The following is a 3802-nucleotide window of genomic DNA, read 5'->3' as shown; positions in this document are numbered from 1 at the left end:
CTCCTGGCCCCCCTTGCCCTCCTGGCCCTCCTCGCCGTCCTCCCGGAGTGCGCCCATCGCCTCGGCCAGTGCTTCGAAGGGGGCGAGCGCGTCACCGGGTGCGGCCGTACCGCGGTGCTCGACCACGTCCTCCCACCAGCGCTCGGCATCGTCGTAACCGGCGGCCTCGGCCAGTACGCCGATGGGATCGACCCGTGCGTCACCCGCCGCGGCCCCGGGCTCCGGCTCCGGCTCTGGCTCTGGCGCTGGCGCCGGAACTGGCGCCGGCACCGGCTTCGATTCCGGTGCCGCCCCTGCGAGGGATTGCGCCGCCGGAAGGTCGATGAAGCGCACCGGGACGCCGCGCCGCAGCGCCCACTGGAGGGCCACCCACTCCGGGGAGAACTCCGCCAGCGGCCAGAACGCGGCGCGCCCCCGATCGTCGGCCACATGCGCCAGCAGTGCGACCGGCGGCCGCATCTCCTCGTCCGCGGCCAGCGCCACCAGCGCGTCCGCCTCCGGCGGCCCTTCGATGAGCAGCGCCTTCGGCTCGCACTGCGCCAGCGCCGCCCCGACCGCACGGGCCGACCCGGGCCCGTGGTGCCGCACCCCGAGCAGCCACGGCCCGGCCGCCCGCCGCTCCCCCACGCCGCGCGCCGTACCCTGCTCCCCCGCCTCGCGCGCCGTACCGTGCTCCCCCGCGTCGCGCGCCGTACCGTGTTCCCCCGCTTCGCGCTCCGTCATGCGCTCACCTCCCGGCAGGCGCGGTAGAAGTCCTTCCAGCCGTCGCGCTCGCGGACCACCGACTCCAGGTACTCCTGCCAGACGACGCGGTCGGCCGCCGGATCCCGGACCACCGCGCCCTGGATGCCCGCCGCCATGTCCGACGGCCGCAGCACGCCGTCCCCGAAGTGGGTCGCCAGCGCCAGCCCGTTGGTGACCACGGAGATCGCCTCGGCCGTGGACAGCGTCCCGGAGGGCGACTTGAGCTTCGTACGCCCGTCCGTCGTCAGGCCGTCCCGCAGCTCGCGGAAGACCGTCACGACCCGGCGGATCTCGTCCATGCCGTCCGGCGCCGGCGGCAGGTCCAGCGAGCGGCCGATCTGCTCGACGCGGCGCGTGACGATGTCGACCTCCTCGTCCGGCGTGGCCGGCAGCGGCAGCACGACCGTGTTGAAGCGGCGGCGCAGCGCGCTGGAGAGCTCATTGACCCCGCGGTCGCGGTCGTTGGCGGTGGCGATGAGATTGAAGCCGCGGACCGCCTGCACCTCCTGGCCCAACTCCGGTATGGGCAGCGTCTTTTCCGACAGGATGGTGATGAGCGTGTCCTGGACGTCCGCCGGGATGCGCGTCAGCTCCTCGACCCGCGCGGTCCTGCCCTCCGCCATCGCGCGCATGACGGGGCTGGGCACCAGCGCGTCCCGGCTGGGGCCGTGCGCGAGCAGCCGCGCGTAGTTCCAGCCGTACCGGATCGCCTCCTCCGGCGTGCCTGCCGTGCCCTGGACCAGGAGCGTGGAGTCGCCGCTGACCGCCGCGGCGAGGTGCTCCGACACCCAGGTCTTGGCCGTGCCGGGCACGCCGAGGAGCAGCAGCGCGCGGTCGGTCGCGAGGGTGGTGACTGCGACCTCGACGATGCGGCGCGGGCCGACGTACTTCGGCGTGATGACCGTGCCGTCGGCGAGCGTGCCGCCGAGCAGATACGTCGCCACCGCCCACGGCGAGAGGCGCCAGCGCTCGAGCCTCGGCCGGTCGTCCGCCGCCGCCAGCGCGGCCAGCTCCTTTGCGAATGCATCTTCCGCGTGCGGCCGCAGCGCCACCGCTTCGCCGTCCTGCCGCCCGACTTCCGCCGCCGTCCCCCGGCCGCTCCCCGCGCCGTTCTCCGTCATCGCGAAATCCATGACTCCCCCTTGTCCCAGGCCGCACGGCCCGCACCCCGCAACTCGCGGGCCGCTTGCGGATTCCAGACTGCACCATGCCACTGACAATCGGCCTCGCCGTGACAAACCTGCTGGTCAGAGCGATTGTCAGTGGCGGGGTCTAGCGTTTTCGACATGCTGGGAATGGACGGGGAGAAAACCCCGAACCCCCGAGCGCAGGGGGAACGCTGGACGACCGACCAGGTGCTGGCGGTGGCGCCCGACGCGGCGTCGCGCAAGGCCGGCGGCAAGCTCGCGACGCCCGGCCCATGGTCGGAAGCGGGCGCGGGCGACGGAGCGGTATGGGGAGTGTGCAAAGGGAGCGGGAGCACTCCGTACCGCGCGATGGTGGACACGACGGGCCCTGCCTTCAAGTGCAGTTGCCCGAGCCGGAAGTTCCCGTGCAAGCACGCACTGGGACTGCTGTTGCTGTGGGCGGGCGAGGACGACTCCGAGGGGGATGACGGGGGTGTGGTGACGGGCGGCGAGCCGCCGCAGTGGGTCGCCGAATGGCTGTCCGGGCGGCGCGAGCACCGCGAGGACCGGCCGGGCAAGGGGGACAAGGACGGGGGCAAGGACAAGGGCAGCAAGGGGCTCGCCGATCCGGAGGCCGCGCGGCGGCGGGCGGAGCGCCGGGCGCAGCGGGTCGGCGCGGGGGCCGAGGAACTGGAGCGGCGCCTCGCCGACCTGCTGCGGTCCGGGCTGGCCGCGGCGGACCGCGCGGGATACGGCAGCTGGGACGAGACGGCGGCGCGCATGGTGGACGCCCAGGCACCCGGACTGGCAGCCCGGGTGCGGGAGTTGGGGTCCATCCCGGGCTCCGGCACCGACTGGCCGTCCCGGCTGCTGGAGGAGTGCGCGCTGCTCCACCTTCTCGACGAGGGGATCCTTGGTATCGAGCGGCTTCCGGAGCCGCTGGCGGCCACGGTCCGCTCCCGAGTGGGCCTGCCGGCGGACACGAACGGCACCGGGACGGACAGCACGGGAACGGACAGCACTGGGGCAGACAGCGCTGGGACGGACAGCGCTGGGACGGACAGCGCTGGGACGGACGGCACCGCAGGCCGCTCTGGGGACGGCTCCGGGGAGAGTTCCGCGGAGCGGACGGTGCGGGACCGCTGGCTGGTGCTGGCACAGCAGGACCGCGAGGAAGGCCCGCAGGGCAGGCTGACGACGCGGCGCATATGGATGCGGGGCGAGCGGACGGGCCGGATGGCGCTGCACCTCTCGTTCGCGGGCCCCGGGCGGACGCACGATCTCGCGCTGCCGCCGGGCCTCGTCCTGGACGCCGACCTGACGTACTACCCGGGCGCCCGCCCGCTGCGCGTCACCGTGGGCGAGCGGTACGCACCGGCGGCTCCCGGCGGCATACCGGCCGGGTGCGGCGCGGACGCCGCGCTCGCCGCGTACGGTGACGCGCTGCGCGACGACCCGTGGCTGGACTCCTGGCCGGTCGTGCTGGCCGACGTCGTACCGATACCGGGCCGGCCGCCCACACCGGGGCGGCCGGGCACGGGGTGGCAACTGGCGGACGCCGACGGCGAGTCGGCGCTGCCCGTGGATCCGCGCTGCGAGGGCGGTACGGGCCTGTGGCAGCTCGCCGCGATATCCGGCGGCGGCCCCCTCACCGTGTTCGGTGAGTGCGGCCACCGGGGCTTCGTCCCGCTGACGACGTGGGACCCGGCGCCGGTGGCGCTGTGAGAACTGATCTGAACGGCCGACGAGAGGGGAGGAAAGCCGTGACTGCGAGCGTGGCTTCTTGGGGGGAGCTGGTGAGTGCCGCGCTGCTCGGGACGGAGCGGCGGGCCGCGCCGGTGCCGGTGCGGGCGGGGCGGGAGCCCGCCGCCGCGCTGCTGGACGCGGCCGCGGTGAGCACGGTACGGCGGCGGGCGGGCCTGCGCCCCGCG

General features: G+C 74.9%; 4 protein-coding genes. 2 read left to right on the top strand and 2 right to left on the bottom strand.

The window, feature by feature from the left end; translation table 11 throughout:
- Positions 1-723: DUF5682 family protein (locus CCS38_RS11470; RefSeq protein ID WP_223733123.1), on the bottom strand; the 723-nt coding region annotated here is incomplete at its 3' end.
- Complete coding sequence (locus tag CCS38_RS11465) at positions 720-1865, bottom strand: ATP-binding protein (protein ID WP_372457046.1); 1146 nt, start codon at positions 1863-1865, stop codon at positions 720-722. The genes CCS38_RS11465 and CCS38_RS11470, both read right to left, overlap by 4 nt.
- Positions 1866-2030: 165 nt before the next feature.
- Here CCS38_RS11465 and CCS38_RS11460 point away from each other — a divergent pair, with 165 nt between their 5' ends.
- Positions 2031-3596 carry an SWIM zinc finger family protein gene (locus CCS38_RS11460; RefSeq protein ID WP_504740346.1) on the top strand — a complete coding sequence of 522 codons (1566 nt, stop codon included), beginning with the start codon at positions 2031-2033 and terminating at the stop codon, positions 3594-3596.
- 71 nt (positions 3597-3667) lie between these two features.
- Positions 3668-3802, top strand: a 135-nt coding sequence (locus CCS38_RS35845; RefSeq protein WP_443742953.1) for a DUF5691 domain-containing protein, incomplete at its 3' end; no start/stop codon positions are given.

The organism is Streptomyces purpurogeneiscleroticus (assembly GCF_020024005.1).
GTDB lineage: Bacteria > Actinomycetota > Actinomycetes > Streptomycetales > Streptomycetaceae > Streptomyces > Streptomyces purpurogeneiscleroticus.
This window is presented reverse-complemented; position numbering and strand designations above follow the sequence as displayed.

Bases quoted from the DNA above. Each gene is read 5' to 3' on its own strand.
- CCS38_RS11465 (WP_372457046.1), bottom strand. From the start codon at position 1,865: ATGACGGAGAACGGCGCGGGGAGCGGCCGGGGGACGGCGGCGGAAGTC.
- CCS38_RS11460 (WP_504740346.1), top strand. From the start codon at position 2,031: ATGCTGGGAATGGACGGGGAGAAAACCCCGAACCCCCGAGCGCAGGGG.